The sequence below is a fragment of the Streptomyces sp. NPDC057702 genome (assembly GCF_042799315.1).
Taxonomy (GTDB): Bacteria; Actinomycetota; Actinomycetes; order Streptomycetales; family Streptomycetaceae; genus Streptomyces.
The window spans coordinates 246,989-261,580 of sequence record NZ_JBHVJC010000001.1 but is presented as its reverse complement, the minus strand read 5'-3'; the positions used below and the strand labels follow the sequence as shown (position 1 = coordinate 261,580).

The following is a 14,592-nucleotide window of genomic DNA, read 5'->3' as shown; positions in this document are numbered from 1 at the left end:
GGGGCCGCCACTGCTCCCGCCCGGCACCCCGCGGTCGGGCGCGACGACCGGCGGCTGTCCCCCCCCGGGGGGGGGTGCCCGCCCCGCCGTCGTGTTCGGCCCGCGAGCCGGGCCGGCTGGCCGGTGGTCGGCGCGGGGGCGTCAGCGGACCGTGAAGTGGATGACGTCCTCCAGGAACGGGATCTCCAGCCACGGGTCCGGCTGCGTCATCATCGCCAGCAGCGCGATGAGGGTGCCGAGCAGCCCGTACGTGGTCATGTCGGTGAAGCGCGAGCGGACCGCCAGCATCCCCACCGACGGCAGCACCCAGCGCAGCAGCGCGCCCAGGAGCAGCGAGAAGCCCACGACGAGGGTGCCGGCGCGGTGCGCGTCCAGGGCGACGATCAGCAGGCCGGCGGCGACGCCGAGCATCACCGTCAACAGGGGCCACTGGCGGGCCGGCGCGGGCGCCTGGCCGCTGGCCGCGCGCCCGCCGCCCTCGGGCCGTGCCGTGTCCCGGGTGATCAGCGGGAATCTGCGGGAGCCACGCCCCGGGCCGGAGTGCCGCTCGGCTCGCGTGCCCGGTCGCGGGCCCCGCTGGGCCACGGGCCCGGCCGGCCCGGCGGCCATGGCACCCTCGCCGCTGGCGTGCGCGTTCATCGCTGACTCATGGCTGGTCGCCCCCTTGTCCTGGCTCTTCTCGGGCTCGGCCGACGCCGCCGTCGCGCGCGCCGGCCGCTGGTCGCTCACCGGTCGCCGACCGCCGCTGAGCGACCGTGGGTCGCCGGCCTCAGCCCTGGGCTTCGGCGGTGGCGCGTTCGGCGGCCTCGACGACGTTGACGAGGAGTTGGGCGCGGGTCATCGGCCCGACGCCACCCGGGTTGGGCGAGATCCAACCGGCGACCTCGGTGACACCGGGGGCCACATCGCCGACGATCTTGCCGTTCTCGTCCCGGCTCACGCCCACGTCGAGCACCGCGGCGCCCGGCTTCACGTGCTCCGGCTTGATCAGGTGCCCCACGCCCGCGGCGGCGACGATGATGTCGGCCTGGCGCAGCGCGGCGGGCAGGTCGCGGGTGCCGGTGTGGCACAGGGTCACGGTCGCGTTCTCGGACTTGCGGGTGAGCAGCAGGCCGATGGAGCGGCCGACGGTGATGCCCCGTCCGACGACGACGACGTGCGCCCCGTCGATCTCCACGTCGTGGTGGCGCAGGAGCTGGATGATGCCGTACGGGGTGCACGGCAGCGGGCCGGGCTCGCCGAGGACGAGGCGGCCCAGGCTCATCGGGTGCAGCCCGTCGGCGTCCTTGGCCGGGTCCATCAGCTCCAGGACGCGGTTGGTGTCGATGCCCTTGGGCAGCGGCAGCTGGACGATGTAACCGGTGCACTCCGGGTCGTCGTTGAGCTCACGGACGACCGCCTCGATCTCCTCCTGGGTGGCGGTGTCCGGCAGTTCGCGCCGGATGGAGGCGATGCCGACCTGCGCGCAGTCGCGGTGCTTGCCCGCCACGTACCAGGTGCTGCCCGGGTCGTCGCCCACCAGCAGGGTGCCGAGGCCCGGCTGGACGCCCTTGGCCTTGAGCGCCTCGACGCGGGTGGTCAGAGCGGACTTGATCGCGGCGGCGGTGGCCTTGCCATCGAGAATCTGGGCGGTCATGGACCCATCCTCCTGGATAAGCGGAGATCGGTGCGCCCCCGGGGCCGGCCGGCGGGCCTGGCCCACGCGGGCGTAGCCCGTACGGGCTGGGGTGTCGGGCGGGCCCGGGGCGCGCGGGGCGCGGGCGGGCCCGGAGTCCGGCGGGCCCGCCGACGGTACGGCGGGCCCGGGGGGACTCAGTGGAAGAAGTGGCGCGTGCCGGTGAGGTACATGGTCACGCCGGCGGCCTTCGCGGCCTCGATGACCTGCTCGTCACGGACCGAACCGCCCGGCTGGACCACGGCCCTGACGCCGGCCTCGGTCAGCACCTCCAGGCCGTCGGGGAAGGGGAAGAACGCGTCGGAGGCGGCGTACGCGCCCCGCGCCCGCTCCTCGCCCGCGCGCTGCACGGCCAGCCGGGCCGAGTCCACGCGGTTGACCTGTCCCATGCCGACGCCGACCGTCGCGCTGTCCTTGGCGAGCAGGATCGCGTTGGACTTCACCGCGCGGCAGGCGCGCCAGGCGAACGCCAACTCGGCCAGCGCGGCGGCGTCCAGGGCCTCGCCGGTGGCCAGCGTCCAGTGCGCCGGGTCGTCGCCCTCGGCCTGGAAGGCGTCCCGGACCTGGGCCAGGCCGCCGCCGTCGATGGGGCGGAACTCGGTGGGCGTGGCCGGCGCCTGCGGGCAGCGCAGCACCCGGATGTTCTTCTTCTTAGCCAGCGCCTCCAGCGCGCCCTCCTCGTAGTCCGGGGCCACGATGACCTCGGTGAAGATGTCGGCGACCTGCTCGGCCATGGCCCGGGTGACCGGCTGGTTGACGGCGATGACGCCGCCGAAGGCGGACAGCGGGTCGCAGGCGTGGGCCTTGCGGTGTGCCTCGGCGACGTCCGCGCCGACCGCGATGCCGCACGGGTTGGCGTGCTTGATGATCGCCACGCACGCCTGGTCGGTGCCGTGGTCGTAGGCGGCGCGGCGGGCGGCGTCGGTGTCGACGTAGTTGTTGTACGACATGTCCTTGCCGTGCAACTGCTCGGCCTCGGCGAGCCCGCCGCCGCCGGCGGTGTACAGGGCGGCGGCCTGGTGCGGGTTCTCGCCGTAGCGGAGCACGTTCTTGCGCGCGTAGGTGGCGCCGACGAAGCCCGGGAAGTCCTCGCCGTCACCGGCGTAGTCGGCGGCGAACCAGGAGGCGACGGCCGTGTCGTAGGCGGCGGTGTGCTGGAACGCCTCGGCGGCCAGCCGCTTGCGCTGGTCGAGGTCGAACCCGCCCTCGGTCGCGGCGGCCAGCACCCGCGGGTAGTGGGCCGGGTTGACGACGACGGCCACCGACGGGTGGTTCTTGGCGGCGGCGCGGACCATGGAGGGCCCGCCGATGTCGATCTGCTCCACGCACGCGTCGGGGTCCGCGCCCGAGGCGACGGTCTCCTCGAACGGGTACAGGTTCACGATCACCAGCTCGAACGGCTCCACGTCCAGCTCGGCGAGCTGCTCGCGGTGGGCCGCCAGCCGCTGGTCGGCGAGGATGCCCGCGTGCACGCGCGGGTGCAGCGTCTTGACCCGGCCGTCCAGACACTCGGGGAACCCGGTCAGCTCCTCGACCCGGGTCACCGGCACCCCGGCCGCGGCGATCTTCCCGGCCGTCGAGCCGGTCGAGACGAGCTGGACGCCCGCGGCGTGCAGGCCGAGCGCCAGCTCCTCAAGCCCACTCTTGTCGTAGACGCTGACCAGCGCGCGGCGGATGGGCCGCTTCGTACCTTCGACGGTCACGGGATTCTTACCTTTCGTCCCTCAATGCGGTAGCCGTGTCGGGCCAGACGCCCCACGACATCGACGAGCAGCCTGCGCTCGACTTCCTTGATCCGCTCGTGCAGAGCGGCTCCCCCGTCTTCCTCGTCCGCCTCCCGGACCTCGACCACGCCCTGGGCGATGATCGGGCCGGTGTCGACCCCGTCGTCGACGAAGTGGACGGTGCAGCCGGTGACCTTCGCGCCGTAGGCCAGCGCGTCCCGTACGCCGTGCGCGCCCGGGAAGCTCGGCAGCAGCGCGGGGTGCGTGTTGACGATCCGCCCCCCGAAGCGGGCCAGGAACTCCGGGCCCACGATCTTCATGAACCCCGCCGAGACGACGAGGTCCGGCGCGTACGCGGCGGTCGCCGCCGTCAGCGCCCGGTCCCACTCGGCGCGCGTGGCGTACTCCCCCACCCGGCACACGAACGTCTCCACCCCGGCCCGCTCGGCCCGCTCCAGGCCCACGATGGCGCCACGGTCGGCGCCGACGGCCACCACGGTGGCGCCGTACCCGTCGGGGTCGGCGGCGATCGCGTCGAGCAGGGCCTGCAGGTTCGTCCCCGAGCCGGAGACCAGCACGACCAGTCGGGCCGGGCGCTCGCCGGGCCGGTGCGCGGCCACGCTCACGGCGTCGGGCCGGCCCGCCGGGGTGGCGCTCCCGGCGCCGGGAGCGGTGGGCGCCGCGCTACCGGGTGGGGGTGGCGGGGCGGTCGGGGCGGCGGCGCGCTCGGCGCCGGCCGATGCGGAAGGGGGCGGGGAGGCCACGGCGGTCTCTTTCTCGTGGTGCGCGCACGGGCGCCGCACGCGCTTGCGAGGTACCTCACGCGGGTGGTGCGGGCCGTGCGGGGTCGAGCGGACGGGGCGGGCGGTCCGGCGCCACGGTGCGGCGGCTGCGGGCCCCGGGTCGGGCGGGGGGGGGAACGGCGGGTGACGGGCGAGGGTAGAGCGGGCGGGCCGGCCGGAGCGGGTGCGCCGGACACGACGGGGCGGTATGCGGTTGCCTGGTGCCGGCGCGGCGGTTGACCTGGACGTTCCACCCCGGCCGGGCTTTGTACGGTCGTACGAGATCGCGGAACCCGGAATTCCAGGGAACTCTACGAAGCGGTCGACCGTCGGCAACGATACCGGCACACGGAACGGCCCCCACGGGACGGGGGCGCGCACGGGAGGTAGCGTCTGGACTGCGCGTCCGCCGGGAAATCCGCGATATCCGCCCCACGGCCCGGGAATCCACCGGGAATCCGAGGCCGCCGGGGTCGGGATCGAACGGATCTGCCCGGTGATTCGTTGACGACGTGGGAACCACAGTCCCGCCCGCGCCCAGGCCGGACGGCGCCAGCCGAGCCACCCGGCCCGGCGTGCGGGACGACGACACAAGGGGAAGACACACTCCACATGCCGGACCCATACCGCCGCGCGGCTCACCACGTCCCACAGTCTCCCTCTCGTGCCGGGGGGTCACGATGAGGTACGTCGACCCACCCCGCGTGCTGCCGCTGCCGCGCGACCAGTGGCCCGCCCCCCTCACCTCCCTCAGCGACGGCACCGCCACCCGACGAGGCGACGCCTCGCCGCACGGCGGTGCCCCCGGCAACACCCCGCCGCCCGCCGACGGCCACGACACCGGCGACGCGGACCGGGGCCGGAACGCCGACAGCGGACGCCCGGAGGGCGAGGACGGCGAGCGTCCCGGGGACGGTGACGCTGGAGGCCCGGAGGGCGAGGACGGCGCGCGCCCGGAGGGCGATGCGGGGGCGCGTGGCGCGGCCGGCGTGGACGGCGTCGGCGTGGACGGCGCCGGTGGGTCGGGCGGCGCTGACGGGGCGCGGGAGGCCGATACGGCCGGTACGGCGGAGACCGCTGACGCGGCGCCGGCGGGGCGGGGCCCCGTCGCGGAGCGGGGCGCTGCCGCCGAGTCGGGCGGTGCCGGCCAGCCGCGTACGGACGGGGAGCGGAGTGGCGCGGGGCCGGCGGGTACGGCCGGAGCGTCCGACGGAGCGCCGACGGAACGGGGCTCGGCCCAGGGCGCGGCTCCGGGCACGGCTGGCGAAGCGAGCGGTGCGGCTGACAGGCCGGGTGCCGCTGGTGGGTCGGGTACCGACGCCGGATCGGGTGCCGCTGGTGGGTCGAGAGCCGCTGACGGATCAGGTGCCGACGCCGGATCGGGCGGGGGCGACGAGCCGGGCGGGGCTGGTGTGACCGGTGGGCCGCAGGCCCCTGCCGCACCGGTTTCCGGGCCGGGTGCGCCCGCCGACCCGAGCGCCCCGGCCGCACCTCCCGCGCCCACCGGGCAGCCCCCGGCCTGGCCCGCGCCGCCGAGCGGCCCGCCCGCGCCCGGGGCTCCGCCCACCGGCGCCGCTCCTGGCCGGACGGGTGCGGGGCAGCGCGGTGGCAGACGAGGGCCCGACCGCTGGGCCCGTTGGGGGCCCGCCAGCGGCCGGCCCGAGGACCAGCGGCAGGACGGGCAGCAGCCCCCCGCCGGTCAGGGCACCGCGCCCGGTCAGGGCGCCACACCCGGTTGGGGCCCGCGCCCCTCCGGCCAGGGCGGCACCCCGCCGCACGGCCAGCGGCAGCCCGGCCCGTCGCAGGGGCCCGGCCCGCAGCAGGGTCAGGGGCCGAACCAGGGTGAGGAGGAGCAGCCGCCGTCCTGGGGCAGCCAGTGGAGCAGCCGGCAGCCGGGCCGCAGCGACGGTGGCGGCTTCGGCGCGAGCCCGAGCGGCGGCCGGTCCGGCTCCCCGCGCGGCCAAGGTGACCAGGGCAACCAGGGCAACCAGAACGACCAGAAGAGCAGGGCCCGCTGGGACCCCACCGACCCGGCCCAACGGCGGGCCCGCTACTCGCTGCTCGCCGGCATGTGGGCGTTCTTCTTCGCCCTGTTCAGCCTGCCGCAGATCGCCCTGCTGCTCGGGGCGCTGGCGCTGTACTGGGGCATCAGCGCGCTGCGGGCCAAGCAGCGACGGACCCGACCGGAGCCCACGGCACCGGCCGTGGACGCCCCGCCGCCCCCGGCCGACGCCACCGCCGCACCCCTGCCGGCGCCGAAGAACGGCATCAGCTCGCGCCAGCAGTCGACGGCGGCCATCAGCGGCGTGGTGACCGGCGGCATCGCCCTGGCCATCGTCATCGCCACGTACACCTTCCAGTTGGTCTACAGCGACTACTACGAGTGCACCGACGACGCGCTGACCAAGACGTCGAGCCAGTCGTGCGAACGCCACCTCCCCGAGCCGCTACGCCCCCTCCTCGCCGAGGACGACTAGCCGACAGCACCCCCGCACGAGCACGCGTGCCCCGTACCGAACGGCCCGACGGGTCGGCCGGTACGGGGCACACGCCTTCGCCCCGCAGGGCGAAGCCAGGGCTGCCCGTCCCCCAACCCGCGCGCTCCCTCCGGGGGGCTCCCCCCAACCACCGGCGCCCCCTCCACTCACACCGCGCACCAGCCCCAGCCCCCGCCACGACCGCGCGGCCTCGGCCGGCGTCGCCCGGCCCCGCGCCAGCTACGGCTCCCGGCCGCCGACAGCGCCCCGTTCTCGCGCCCGCGTCCGGCCGCCGCGGTTCCACGACCTCACCCCGCGCGCTCACGCTCCAGGCGGCAGGGGCTCCCACCCGTAAGCCGCCCCGCCGCCCCGCTTCGAGGGGGCCGCGTCCCGCGCCCGCGCGGCGGGGCCTCCGCCGCGTACCAGCCCCGCCGCCACCCACGTCACCCTTCGTCACGGTCGGGCGCCCGGGCCGGGCCGGCCTCCCCGTGACCGCCCGGGCCCTCGTGGCGCTCACCGCTCGGGGCGCCCTCGAACCCGTCGCGACGACCCTCGTCACCGACCTCGCCGGGACCGCCGTTGACGGCTGTGGCCGGGTGGGCGGGCGAGGTGTGGCGGGGCGCGTGGGGATCGCGGGCCGGGTTCGGGCGCTGGCCGTACGCGTCGTGATGGCCCGGGCCGGGACGCTGGCCCGGGGCCTGGTCCCCAGCCCGCTCGTACGCCTCGGCCGCGCCGGGGGCTCGGTCGTACGGGTCGAGCGGGCCGCGTTCGCGTGGCCGCGCCGGAGGCCGGGCGTACGCGTCGGCTGAGCCCGTGTCCGGAGCGCCCGCGCGCGACGGGCCAAGGGGCTGGGCGTGCGCGCCCGTCGGGCCCGGGGGCTCGGCCGAGGCCCGGGGTGGAGCGTCGTTCGGGGTGTGGTCGGGTTCGCGGGCGGGCTCCGTGGCGGGTGCGCGCGACGGAGCGTACGGGCCGCGGGGTACGCCCCCGGGGCCAGCCGCGCGCGGCGGTGGCGACGCGGCGGGCGCCTCCGGTACGTCGGACACACGCGGCGCGACGGGCCGCCCCGGTACGACCGACCCACCAGCGGCCGGCGCACCAGCCGCCGTCGCCGGCCCGCCCGCCCCATCCGACGCACCGATCTCGGTGGGTTCGACCGACCCGGTCGAACCAGCCGGCGCGAAGGAGCCACCCGACACGGCAAGCCCACCGGACCCACCCACCCCGCTGGGCCCAGCCGACCTACGCGGTGCGACACGTCCAGCCGACCTGACAGGCCCAGCCGACCCGCCTGCCCCGGTCGGCTCGGCCACTCCCGTGGGCCCGAGCAGCCTGCTCCACCCATCGGACTCACCCACCACAGCCGGACCAACAGACCCGGCCGACCTGTCCAGACCACCCGCCTCGGAGAACGCACCCCGCCCGGCCTGCTCGGCAGGTCCATCCATCGTGGTGAGCCCATCTGTCCCGCCCACCCCGCTGGACTCAGCCGAACCACTCGGTGTGACAGGCCCAGCCGCCCCACCCAGCTCAGTCGACCTGGCCACCTCAACTGACCCATCCGCCCTGCCCAACCCACTGGGCCCAGCCGCCCCACCCAGCCCAGTCGACCTGGCCGCCCCAGCAGGCCCATCCGGCCTGCCCACCCCACTGGGCCCAGCCGGCCCACCCGGCGTGAGAGGTCCAGCCGACTCGGCCACCCCAACGGGCCCATCCGGCCTGCCCAACCCGTCCGTCACAGCAAGCCCGTCCACTCCACCCACCCCGTCGAGCCTGGTCGAGGCACCCGACACGCCAGGCTCCACCGACCCACCCAGACCAGCCGGCCCACCCAGATCAGCCGACGTATCCAGCCCACCCAGCCCATCCGACCGGACAGGCCCACCCAGCCCATCCAGTCCGCCCGGTCCATCCGGTCCGCTCGGTCCATCCGACCGGAAAAGTCCGTCCGACCGGGCAGGCTCGGCCGCCTCGACCGGTTCGAGCCGGCTCAGCGGCTCGAAGTCGGGCATCAGGCCGCCGGAGGACTCGCGTACCGCGGCCCAGCGTGCTCGGCGGGCGCCGGTCGCGTGCCAGGAGGCGTCCTGTTCGGGGGTGGCTTCCGCGCCCGGGCTGGCCGCGCGCGCCCGGGCGGCCACGTCGTCGTGGGCGGCGGTCCACCGCGCGCCCGGGCGCCACCGGTCAAGCCACGCCGGCCGCAGGCCCCACGCCTTCCGGCGCCACCAGCGCACGACCAGCGCGCTCGGCACCCCGAACACCAGCGTCCAGGCCAGCGCGGCCAACCCGCACCGCCACGGGTCGGGGCCGAACTCGGCGAGGGTGCCCGTGCCGAGCGGGCCGCCCGCCGCCCAGGCCAGCAGGGCCGTCGCGGCGCCGCAGGCCAGGCCGCCGAGCGCGGCCGCGCGGGCGGTACGCGCCACGCTCCAGCTCGGCGCGCCACGGCGGCGGCGCGGGCAGGCGGCCACGGCGACCGCGCGCCCCAGGACCAGCCCCGCGACCACCGGCACCACCCCGACCGCGCCCCACAGCACGGGGTCACCCCGCCCCGGGTCGGGCAGCGCGGCGAACAGCGGGAAGTGCGGCAGCACGGGGTACGCGGTCGTCTCGATCGGCCCCACCACACCACCGGCGCCCACCGTGAAGCCGGGGCCCAGCCCGTACGCCGCCCCCCACACCATCGCGTTGGGAAACAGCGCCAGGCTGAGCGCCAGCACCGCGAACCGCCCCGACCAGTCCCGCGCCAGGTACGGGAACGCGCCCTCCACGGCGCCGGCGTTGGCCACCAGCGACACGGCCGCCAGCACCGCGCCCCCGAGCACCAGCGCGGCCGTGGCCCGGCCGGCCGCCCGCAGCGCCGCCCACCCCACGGAGGGCGGCAGGTCACGGCGTACGCCGGCGGGTACCAGGTCGAGCGCGAAGCGGGCGGCGGCGGGCAGCGGCCAGGCGGGGCGCCCGCTACCGACCCACACTCCGACCGTCACGGCCACCAGGGCCAGGACCGCCATCCGCAGGAGTACGCCGACGGGTTCGACGTGCAGTGCGCCGGAGTCGGCGTAGAGCAGCGCCACGGCGCCGACCGTGAGGTAGCCGCCGACCACCAGGCCGATCGTCGCGCGCGCCACCCGTACGGGCCGGCCCGCGCGGCCCGGACGGAGCAGCGGCGGGCGGGGGGTGGGCCGGGCGCGCGGAACGCCCCCGGCGCCGGCCCGGTCGCCGCCGTACGTCGTCGCTGGGGGCGGGGCGGGGTGCGTCGCGGTGGAGTCGGCGGGGCCGTGGTGCGCGGCGTACGGGGCGGGGCCGCCGGGGCTCGCCGGCCCCGGGCCCGCGGGGTCCCCGCCAGCGGCGCGGGCGGCGCGCTCGGCGGGATCCACGTTCTCCCAGCGGCCCGGTCGGCGCCTCGCTCCGGGCCCCGCCAGCTCCGCCTCGGCCTCTTCGATCGCGTGCCGCCCGGCGCGGTAGAGCAGCCAGCACGGCAGCGCGGTGAGCAGCAGCGGGGTCAGGCCCATCGGGGTCTGCCCCCCGGTCACCGTGTGCGTACGGACCAGCTCGGCGCCGTGGGCCAGCAACCACAGGCCGGCCGCGACGCGCAGGGCGCCACCCGGACCGCTGTCGGGGAAGGGCGAGGTGATCCACAGCAGCAGGACGACGACGGCGAGCGCACCGAGCCCCAGCCCGGCGGCCACCACCCCGCTGAGCAGCGCGGGTCCGGCGGACGGCGACGGCCGGGCCGCACCGCGGCGCCGCGAGGACAACGACGGGCTGAGGTCGGTCATTTGGGTCACGCGGCCATGCTCCCAATAACACCCGTTTTGTCCCCGCAGCAGGCGCATGGTCGCCGTGTCGCCCAATATGCTTGTATGCGAGCTTTGATCCACTTTGGCCATACGGAGTCGCGCGGCGCGGACCCGACCATGGCGGAGCGCCACGGATGAGACGCCGCAAGGCCACCGCGCCTGACGCCACGTCGAACGCCACTCCGCCCGGGGCGCGACCGCCGGCGCGGGAGTCGGGCGCCCAGGGTGGGCGCGACCGGCGGAACGAGCGCGGTGATCGGGACGCCCCGGGGGAACGGAGCGAGCCAGGCGACCGGCGGCGCGGCGCGCGGGCGCCCGCGAACGGCGCCACACGCGAGGCCGGCCCCGCCGCGCACGCTGCCGGAACCGGCGGCGTCACCAGCCGGGCCGCCCCGGCGACGAAGCCGCCCGCCGCGCCCTCGCCACCCCCCACGACCGTGGCGAAGGCCCAGGTCACAGAGGCGGCAGCCGGGAACGACGACAGCTCGGCCCACCTCGACGCCCCGCCGCCACCGGTTGCGGACCCCGGCGTCACGGGCCGCGCGGGAGCACGGATATCCGCCCGCCGACAACGCCCCCACCCCACGGACGGCGGTACGCCCACCGCGCGCCCGGCGCCCCGTACGCCACCGCTGAAACCTCCGAACCGCCCGTCGCGAGCGGACCGCTCGGCGCAACCGAACCGGTCCACGCGACCGGAGCCACCCGGGTCCCGACCCCGCCAGGCGCAACCGTCGGCCTCACCGACCCCACCAGACCTCCCGGCCTCGCCGAGCCCCCCAGCCCCACCGGGCCGGCCGGCGCCGCCGAATCCGTCGAAGACCGCGCGCCACCCGGCGGCACCCCCCGCGATCCGGCAGCCCGACACGGCGTCGTCGGACACGCCGCCCCCGTCGGCCCCACCCCCGTCGAACCAGCCGGCCGGTCCGACGCGTCCGGGCCAGCGAGTTCAGCCGAACGGTGTCGGCCAGCCAGACCAGCGGCCCCCCACCGAGCCCCCCGCGCCGCCTCCCGAGCAGCCAACCGGGACACCCGGCCCGAGCACCACCACAAGCGCGCCGCGCACCGGCCGCAAGGCCCGTACGAAGGCGCGAACGCCGGCGAAGGCGGAGACGCGGGCCGGGAAGCGGGGAGCGAGGGCGGCGGCGCGAACGACCGTCCGGGCCCACGCCACCACGAACCCCTCAGCCGACACCGCCGCGTCCACCACCGTCGACGCCGCGTACGACGACCGCGCCCGCCGCACCACGGCCGACGGAGCAGCCGACGCACCCGCACCGCGCCCCCCGTCGCCGACCGCCCCGGACTCCCACCCCGCCACCGCCCGCGCGGACGACACCCACACGGACGGCCCACGAGCGAGCGACGCCCCCGCGGACCGCACGCACGCGGGCGACACGCGGGCCCGAGGCACCGACGCGAACCGGACCAGCCAAGCGAGCCCCGTGGACCGACCCGACGACGCCCACCGCGACCACTCCACCCCCGGCCGCCCCACCGCCGGCTGCCCCCGCACCACCGCTGCCGCCACCGACGAGTCCGGCGCCTCGCACCACCCCGCCGACGGCCACCCCAACGCCCCGGACAGCGGTGCGGGCAACCCCTTCGCCGTTCGCCCCGACACCGCGAACCCGGACCACCCCGCCGAACCCACCAGCTCTCCCCCGCCCACCAGCCCCACCGACACCCCACCCGACACACCATCCGCAACCGCTCCAGCCGCCCCCTCACCCGCCACCTCCCGTACGGCCCCCGCCCCCCTCACGAACCCCCCGCCCGCCAACATCCCGGCAGGCCCGAGGGCCCCAGCAGCCCTGACGGACCCACAGACCGCAACTCCCACGCCCGACCCCGTGACCCCCACGAACCCCGCACCGGCCTCACCCCCAGCGGACCCGAAGACCTCAGCGTCCCCGTCGAACCCGACAGGCCCGGGGGTCCTGGCAGACCCGACGAGCCCAGCGGCCACACCGATCCCCGTGACCTCCGCGGCTCCGCCTCCGGGTGGGCTGTCGGGAGGTTCCGGTCCGGACGGCGTACCCGAAGGTCGCGGGCTCCGGGGCGGGGCGCGGCCGGCGGCGGGGGGCGGGGGCGAACCGGGCGCGGCCGGCGGTCGTGGGCGCGCCACGTCGACCAGCCCCGCGGCGGCGTTCGACGCGCTGTACGCCCGGCACGCTCCCGCGTTGTCCCGGCAGGCGTACCTGCTCACCGGGCGGCCACAGCTCGCCACGGAAGCCGTGGAGTACGGGTTCCAGCTCGCGTGGCAGCGTTGGCCGGAAGTCGCCGTCGACCGTGACCCGGCCGGCTGGGTGCGGGCGGCGGTGTACGAGTTCGCGCTCTCCCCGTGGCACCAGTTCCGCCCCGAGCGCAAGAAGCCCCCACCCCACGCGACGGCCGAGCCCCGCACCACCGACCACACCTCGCCCCACGCCACCACGGCGCCCCCACCCGCCACCACACCCACCGCGAGCACGCCCACCGCGAGCCCGCACGCGGCGGCAGCCTCATCCGGGGCGCGGTCCGGCGTCGGGGGCCGGCCCTCGGACGCGGGGGAACGCGCGGCCACGCGCGACGGAGCGTACGAGGGGGAGCGCGGGCGACGCGTCCGCCTCCCCCGGCTGCGCCTCCCGCACCTCCGTCGAACCCGCCCCACCACGCGCGACACCACCGCGAGCGACCCCACGAACGACACCGCGCACCCGACCCCCACCACACCCCAGGCCCCGCCCGACGACACGCCTCCCGCCCGAAGCCCCGCCCCCACCTCGCTCCCAGCCCCGGACCCCGACCCACCCCGGGAATGCGCCCCGACCCAGAACCGGACCGCTCCCCGGGGCACGGCCCAACGGAAGCCCCGGAACGCGACCGAGACCACCCCGACCCGCCCCGCCACACCCACCACCACACCCACCAACGCCTCACCCGCCACCGCCACCGACACAGGCACCGGCACCAGCACGGGCACGGGCGCCGACACGAAGGCGGTCACGAACGCCGTCACGGGCTCATCCACCGACACGTCCGCCGCCACCACCTCCGCGACGGAAGCCGCCACCTCGGGCGACCAGCCCGCTCCGAGCGGTGGGGCCGTCGCGGGCGAGAGATCCCTGCCGGGCGGAAAGCCTCTTCCGGACAGTCGGACAGGCGACCCCGCGGACGGCCGCGCGGGCGAGTGTCCGGACGGCAGGGGAGGCGGACGCGCGGACGGTCGAACGGGCGAGCACACGGCCGGTCGGGCGGGCGAGCCCCCGGACGGCCGGGGATCCGCACACACGGACCGTCGGGGGCGCGAGCGTGCGGGCGATCGAGCGGGGGGCCGCGTGGGGTGGGGATGGTGGGGCGGTCGGCGAGGGCTGGCCGCATGGCGGCGGGTCGTTCGGCGCGCGGCCGTCGAGGCCGGGCCGGGCACCGTGCCGCCCAGCGATCCGGCGCTGCTCGCCGCGCTGCTGAGCCTGCCGCGCTCGTACCGGCGCGCCCTCCTGCTCTACGACGGCGTCGGTCTCGACCTGCCCGAGACCGCGGCGGAGGTCGAGGCCAGTACTCCCGCGACCGCCGGCCGGCTCGTACACGCCCGACAGGCCCTGGTCGCGCGGCTGCCCGAACTGCGCCGCGTACCCCGGGACCGGCTCGGCGCCGTTCTCCACCAGCGGCTCGGGGCGCTCGCGGTGACACAGCCGGTGGAGCTGCGGACGGCGGAGCTCGTCCGTGGCGGCAGCGAGCGTACGACGCGCCTGCTGGTCCGCGGGGGCGTCGGGCTCACCGCGCTGATCGCCGCCGCCACGGCGTTCACCCTGGCCACCGCCTCGGCGCCGGAGGCGCCCGCCACCGGTCCGCCCCGCCCCGCCGCGACCACCCAGGGTCCGGCCTCGCCCCGCCCGGCGTCCCCCGCGCCCGCGTCACCACCGGCGACGGCGCCCCAGGGAACACCGCCCGAGGGCGCGATACCCGAGGAGGCACCGTCCGAGGGAACGTCGTCGTCCGAGGAGGCGCCCTCCGGGGGAGCGTCGTCCGACGGGGGTGTCGGGCACGACGACGGGCGCGGGGGGGGGGGACCCGGCCGTCGGGCTCGCCGCCGGCGCCTCCACCCCGCGCCCCCCCGGCTCCACACCGACCCCCCCGAACCACCGGAAAACACCGAAGACC

At 77.5% G+C, this 14,592-nt stretch carries 6 protein-coding genes and 1 pseudogene; 2 read left to right on the top strand and 5 right to left on the bottom strand.

The window, feature by feature from the left end; all coding sequences use genetic code 11:
* Positions 1-141: 141 nt before the first annotated feature.
* From ACFVFR_RS00980 to purN, 4 genes are all read right to left on the bottom strand, one after another.
* On the bottom strand, positions 142-639 hold the full coding sequence (locus ACFVFR_RS00980; RefSeq protein WP_383696593.1) for a DUF3017 domain-containing protein: 498 nt from the start codon (positions 637-639) through the stop codon (positions 142-144).
* 130 nt (positions 640-769) lie between these two features.
* Positions 770-1,636: a bifunctional methylenetetrahydrofolate dehydrogenase/methenyltetrahydrofolate cyclohydrolase gene (locus tag ACFVFR_RS00975; RefSeq protein WP_383696590.1), complete on the bottom strand. Its 867-nt coding sequence runs from the start codon at positions 1,634-1,636 to the stop codon at positions 770-772.
* A 176-nt stretch (positions 1,637-1,812) separates the two neighbouring features.
* Complete coding sequence (gene purH / locus ACFVFR_RS00970; protein ID WP_383696589.1) at positions 1,813-3,378, bottom strand: bifunctional phosphoribosylaminoimidazolecarboxamide formyltransferase/IMP cyclohydrolase; 1,566 nt, start codon at positions 3,376-3,378, stop codon at positions 1,813-1,815.
* Positions 3,375-4,019 carry a phosphoribosylglycinamide formyltransferase gene (purN, locus tag ACFVFR_RS00965; protein WP_383696815.1) on the bottom strand — a complete coding sequence of 215 codons (645 nt, stop codon included), beginning with the start codon at positions 4,017-4,019 and terminating at the stop codon, positions 3,375-3,377. Before purN ends, purH begins: the two co-directional genes overlap by 4 nt.
* 842 nt (positions 4,020-4,861) lie before the next feature.
* Between purN and ACFVFR_RS00960 the strand changes: the two genes are divergently transcribed.
* A complete protein-coding gene (locus ACFVFR_RS00960) occupies positions 4,862-6,658 on the top strand; it encodes a hypothetical protein (RefSeq protein ID WP_383696586.1) in 1,797 nt (598 codons plus the stop codon).
* 443 nt (positions 6,659-7,101) lie between these two features.
* Here the strand turns inward: ACFVFR_RS00960 and ACFVFR_RS00955 are convergent, their stop codons facing one another.
* Positions 7,102-10,428, bottom strand: coding sequence for a DUF6350 family protein (locus ACFVFR_RS00955; RefSeq protein ID WP_383696812.1), 3,327 nt, complete (start codon positions 10,426-10,428; stop codon positions 7,102-7,104).
* Positions 10,429-13,859: 3,431 nt separating this feature from the next.
* On the opposite strand from ACFVFR_RS00955, the pseudogene ACFVFR_RS00950 reads away from it, so the two are divergent.
* A pseudogene (locus tag ACFVFR_RS00950) lies at positions 13,860-14,592 on the top strand (hypothetical protein); the annotation flags it as partial.

Coding starts and splice junctions, on each gene's coding strand:
- ACFVFR_RS00980 (WP_383696593.1), bottom strand. CDS start 639: ATGAACGCGCACGCCAGCGGCGAGGGTGCCATGGCCGCCGGGCCGGCC.
- ACFVFR_RS00975 (WP_383696590.1), bottom strand. CDS start 1,636: ATGACCGCCCAGATTCTCGATGGCAAGGCCACCGCCGCCGCGATCAAG.
- ACFVFR_RS00955 (WP_383696812.1), bottom strand. CDS start 10,428: ATGACCGACCTCAGCCCGTCGTTGTCCTCGCGGCGCCGCGGTGCGGCC.
- ACFVFR_RS00960 (WP_383696586.1), top strand. CDS start 4,862: ATGAGGTACGTCGACCCACCCCGCGTGCTGCCGCTGCCGCGCGACCAG.